4 protein-coding genes are annotated in these 3,227 nt (G+C 71.3%); all 4 read left to right on the top strand.

Features of this window, described 5'->3' with window-relative positions; all coding sequences use genetic code 11:
- Positions 1 to 167 precede the first annotated feature (167 nt).
- Positions 168 to 506, top strand: a complete 339-nt coding sequence (locus tag ACE3T5_RS21370) for a hypothetical protein (RefSeq protein ID WP_374670128.1) — start codon at positions 168 to 170, stop codon at positions 504 to 506.
- A gap of 40 nt (positions 507 to 546) precedes the next feature.
- Positions 547 to 1,518, top strand: a complete 972-nt coding sequence (locus ACE3T5_RS21365) for a Bug family tripartite tricarboxylate transporter substrate binding protein (protein ID WP_374670126.1) — start codon at positions 547 to 549, stop codon at positions 1,516 to 1,518.
- A 97-nt stretch (positions 1,519 to 1,615) separates the two neighbouring features.
- Entirely contained in the window at positions 1,616 to 2,149 is a 534-nt protein-coding gene (locus ACE3T5_RS21360) for a hypothetical protein (RefSeq protein ID WP_374670125.1), read from the top strand.
- Between the two features lies 1 nt (position 2,150).
- Positions 2,151 to 3,227: hypothetical protein (locus ACE3T5_RS21355; RefSeq protein WP_374670124.1), on the top strand; the 1,077-nt coding region annotated here is incomplete at its 3' end.

The raw sequence follows: 3,227 nt of genomic DNA, 5'->3' as shown, positions 1-3,227 counted from the left end.
CCGCCGGCCCGCGCCCGCGCCGAGGCCCTGGCGCGCGAGGTGATGGCGCTCTACACCTGCGGCCCGGCCGGCGGCGGCGGCGTGCGCACCAGCGTCACGCCGCGCCTGGCCAGCGATTCCTGCTATGTGCCGCGCGCGTGGCTGCGGCCGGGCTGGAGGTTCGTGCCATGACCACGGTCGCCCTGCGCGAACTGGCCCACGCCCGCACCGGCGACAAGGGCAATCGCTCCTGCATCAGCGTCATCGCCTACGATCCGGCGCATTGGCCTTTGCTGGTGGCGCAGGTGACCGAGGCGCGGGTGGCCGCGCTGTTCGCGCACCGCCAGCCCACGGCGGTGAAGCGCTACCTGCTGCCGCAGTTGCAGGCCCTGAATTTCGTGCTGGACGACGTGCTGGATGGCGGCGTGAACGGGGCGCTGAACCTCGACGCGCACGGCAAGGCCTTGTCCAGCCTGCTGCTCACCCTGCCGGTGACGCTGGCCGAAACGCCTGCGCCGCCGCCTTAGACTCTCGCCTTTTCGTCAAGACACACAGGAGACCCTGCTCATGCGCATTCCTTCCCGCTGGCTCGCCGTGGCCGCTGCCTCGCTGGCCCTTGCCTCCACGGCCTACGCCCAGGCCTGGCCGACCAAGCAGCCGATCAAGGCCGTGGTGCCCTTCGCCGCCGGCAGCGCGACGGACCAGATCGGCCGCGCCTTCGCCGCCAAGATGCAGGAGACGCTGGGCCAGACCATCGTCATCGACAACAAGCCGGGCGTGAACGGCATGCTGGGCGCCGCCGAGGTGGCCAAGGCCGCGCCCGACGGCTACACCATCCTCATCGGCACCAACAGCACCAACGCGGCGCTGAAGTACCTGATGAAGTCGCTGCCCTACAACCAGGACACCGCGTTCGCGCCGGTGGGCTTCCTGGGCTCGGTGCCGCTGATGGTGGCCGTCAACAACGACGTGCCGGCCAAGACGCTGAAGGAGCTGGTGGACATGGCCAAGGCCAAGCCCGGCCAGGTGAGCGTGGCCAGCGCCAGCACCTCGCAGCTTGTCTCCTCCGCCATGCTCGCCAGCATGGCCGGCGTGTCCTTCAACATGATCCCGTACAAGAGCGGCCCCGCCGCCATGACCGATCTGATCGGCGGCCAGGTGAACGTGTTCACCGCCGATTTCGGCGTGACCGTGCCGCAGCACAAGGCCGGCAAGATCCGCGGCCTGGCCGTCACCGGCAGCAAGCGCAGCGCGGCCGTGCCCGAGCTGCCCACGGTGAACGAGGCACTGGGCCTGAAGGACTACGAGCTGACCGCCTACTTCGCGGTGTTCGTGCCCGCCGGCACGCCGACCGACATCATCAACAAGCTCAACGCCGCCATCAACGCCGCGGCCAACAGCAAGGACCTGCAGGACAAGTTCGCGCCCAACGGCTTCGCCATCGACCCCGGCACGCCCGCGGACCTGGCCGAGCGCAACAAGCAGGAGACGGCCAAGTGGGCGAAGGCGATCAAGGACGCCAAGATCGAACCGCAGTAACACGAATCGCCGTAACACCAAATCCTTCACACCAGGGGCGGCGCCGGCGACGGCGGCCGCCCTTCTTTCTGGCGCCGGCGCGCTAACATCCCCCGCCATGCTTGGCTACGACGACGCTCTCTCCCCCGGCGAACCGCGGGCCCGCCAGGAACCGCTGGAGCGCGCCGCCGCGGTGCAGGTGGGGCTGCTGCAGTTCGCGTGGTCGCGGCTGGACATGCACCTGGGCCTGAGCCTGGGCTGGGCGCGGGGTGAGGGCGCGCCCGCCGCCTCGCGCGAGGCCGGGCTGGGCCTGGACTTCCACGCCAAGCTCGACGCCCTGGCCGCCCTGCTGGCGAAGCAGCCCGAGTCGGAGTGGCGCGAAGGCCTCACCCGCTGGATCGCCCAATGCCGCGCGCTGGAGGTGCTGGCGCCCGGCTTCATGCAGGGCCGCTGGTTGCCGGACGTGCGATCGGGCCGCATCGTGCACCTGTACCTGGCACCGGGTGGGCAGGTGGCGGAACGCTCGCACACGCTGCTGGAACTGAAGGCGCTGGTGGGCGCGCTCGACCAGCAGCGTGCCGACCTGCAGACCCTGCGCTATGCCGCAGGGCAGGAGGCGCGCCGGGCGGCGGCCCGCCGCGCCACGGCCTGAGATGGATCGCGGTCGGTTCGGCGCCTCGGCGGGCCGCGCGCTGCTGGTCTTCGCGGCGGGCATCGCCTCCGCGGCGTGGGCCGCCCCGCCGAAGGACAACGGCCCCTGCCCGGACATCGCGGGCCATTACTGGGTGGACCCTTCAGGCGAGATGTTTGTCGACGCGATCAACGCGCTCGGCCTGGGCCGCGGCCTGTTCCGCGGGGCCGAGGTGCGCTTCGCCTCGCGCGGCGGCACCGGCTATGACCTGTTCGTGAAGCCCGCCAGCGGCTCACCCATGAGCCCGGTCGCGGCCGTGACGCTCATCCACGGCGTGGACTACGTGTGCCGCGACGGCTGGATCGAACTGACGAAGGCCGTGCCGGCCAGCCGCAAGCGGGAGCGCGGCTTCTACGAGGGGACGGCCACCGTTCGCCTGCGCAAGGGCAACCTGAGCGGCCTGGCGCTGGCGGCCCGATTCACGGGCGGGGAGCGCACCACGATCTACCAGTACGACTCCGCGCGCATCAGCGTTCCCCGCATGGGCACCAACGTGCGATCGGAAGGCGCCATCCGCTGGCCTGACATCAGCGAGCCGCCGCCGCCCGTGCCCGTCGAGCGCCAGCCGGAGGCGCCTGAGGCCCCGGCGGTGCTGGAGGCGCGGCGCCGGCTCACCCACCCGATCGTGGGGCCGATCGTCCTGGGACCTTTCTCGGCGCAGGCCGATGGGGTGCAGGCCATCTTCAACGCGTCGCGCAGCGAAGAGGTGGCGATGTTCGAGGAGCGCCTTCGCCAGGCCGGCATCGGCTATGTGGTGAAGCAGCAGCCGGTGTGGAGCAACAGCGGCTGGCGCATGGTCTTCCTGCTGCCACCGCCTGAGAAGGTCGTGCCCTGGCGGCCGACGCGCCTGTGGGTGGAGGCCGAGTTGAAGCGCACGCGCCATCCCTACGCCGACATCGACGAGGTGCGCGCCGACCCGCAGGGCTACGTGGTCTCGCTCACGCTGTCGGGCGACGCGCGCCTGGCGGACGTGGCGCTGCGCACCCGCAAGCTCTCATCCGCGTTCGCCGAGGTCGCGGTGCTGGACGATCCCCTGCCC

The organism is Ramlibacter sp. (genome assembly GCF_041916345.1).
In the GTDB taxonomy this organism is placed as follows: Bacteria; Pseudomonadota; Gammaproteobacteria; order Burkholderiales; family Burkholderiaceae_C; genus Ramlibacter.
The sequence above is the reverse complement of the archived record's forward strand: the minus strand, read 5'-3'. Positions and strand labels throughout refer to the sequence as shown.